The sequence below is a fragment of the Alkalimonas collagenimarina genome (assembly GCF_030717845.1).
Taxonomy (GTDB): Bacteria; Pseudomonadota; Gammaproteobacteria; order Enterobacterales; family Alteromonadaceae; genus Alkalimonas; species Alkalimonas collagenimarina.
In genome coordinates this window covers 1-1,244 of the sequence record NZ_JAUZVZ010000059.1, presented here as the reverse complement: position 1 = coordinate 1,244, position 1,244 = coordinate 1, and the positions used below count along the sequence as shown (strand labels likewise).

The window sequence follows — 1,244 nt, the reverse complement described above, 5'->3', positions numbered from 1 at the left end:
CAGGGTGAGATTACGAGTGGTCATTTAATCACCACACTCATGCCAGCTTCCAACACGGCATCAAGATAAGCCTCATTCATCAATGCCTGACGCTGCTTTCTTCTGATACTCATTTTCCGCTTCTCAGCGCGTAACATATTCAAGCCGAAGTGTCGCATCGTGGCAAGATTGGCTGCTGCATTACCACGGTATATCTGGCACGCATCCTCACTTAAGCTCACATCCAGCACCCAGTGCAGCTGGTTTTCAATACCCCAATGCTCTCGCACTGCACGGGATAGCCGCTCGGCGCTAAGCGCGGCTGAGCTGATAAAATAACGTTGCTCTAACACCGCACGCTTGTGCTTTTCCACCCGGTAAGTCGTTGCCATGCCTAAGGTTGTCAGCGCTGGCCAGGCGGCTTTGAGTTTTTCCGGTAATTCACTGGCCGGACAGACCTGGAATTCACGGTACTCCAAACGCCCACGGTTCTTTTCCAGTGACTGCGCTGCACTGTCTTTATACGCTTTACCCGCAAAGACTTGTTTTACTGCGTCGTGCAGCTGCCCTTGGTTGCCTTTAACCGTCAACAGGTAGTCGGCTTCTTTATCTACTATCTGCTGCGCTATCTCTTTCTGGCATCCCATGGCATCCAAACTGACCAAGCATCCTTTAAGCTCCAGCAAGTTAAGCAGCTGAGGTATCGCCGTAATTTCGTTGCTCTTCTCGTCCGTTTTAACCTGGCCCATTACCACACCATTGGCGCTGGCAAAGGCGCTAACCATATGAATAGAAGAGCAGCGGTCTTCCCGGTTGTAGGAGCCGCGAAGCGTTTTGCCGTCGATTGCGACCACCTGACCATCGGTAAGCTCTGTACAAGCCTGCATCCAACTGGCAAAGCAGCGCTGTAAGGCTTCGCTGTCCAGCAATGACATCACCCGCGCTATGGTGTCGTGTACCGGCAAGCCCAGTTTAAAAAAGCCATGCTCTTGCAGCCAGTCAAAGCGGTTTTCACCGAAATCTTCAATATCTTCCCAGCCCTCACAGCCAGCGATAACGGCACACAGCGTTAAAAACACGACGTCAAACAAGGGGTAAACGACCTTAGCGGCTTGCCTTGGGTCTTCTAATTCTGAAAAGTGCTCTGCAAAAATATCGATGTTCATAAACTGGCTCCGCGTAAAAGCCAGTATCTGATCACAGCTGAAGATCGCGGTCAATCAGTTATGCTAAAGTGGGCGCTAAATGTTCGTGATCTTGCCCTG

General features: G+C 51.0%; 1 protein-coding gene. It reads right to left on the bottom strand.

From position 1 onward, the window contains the following. Window positions 1–20 precede the first annotated feature (20 nt). Complete coding sequence (locus Q3O60_RS17570) at window positions 21–1,145, bottom strand: ISAs1 family transposase (RefSeq protein WP_305895226.1); 1,125 nt, start codon at window positions 1,143–1,145, stop codon at window positions 21–23. Window positions 1,146–1,244: the final 99 nt, after the last annotated feature.

Excerpts from the sequence above, each read along its gene's own strand:
- Q3O60_RS17570 (WP_305895226.1), bottom strand. The coding sequence starts at position 1,145 with ATGAACATCGATATTTTTGCAGAGCACTTTTCAGAATTAGAAGACCCA.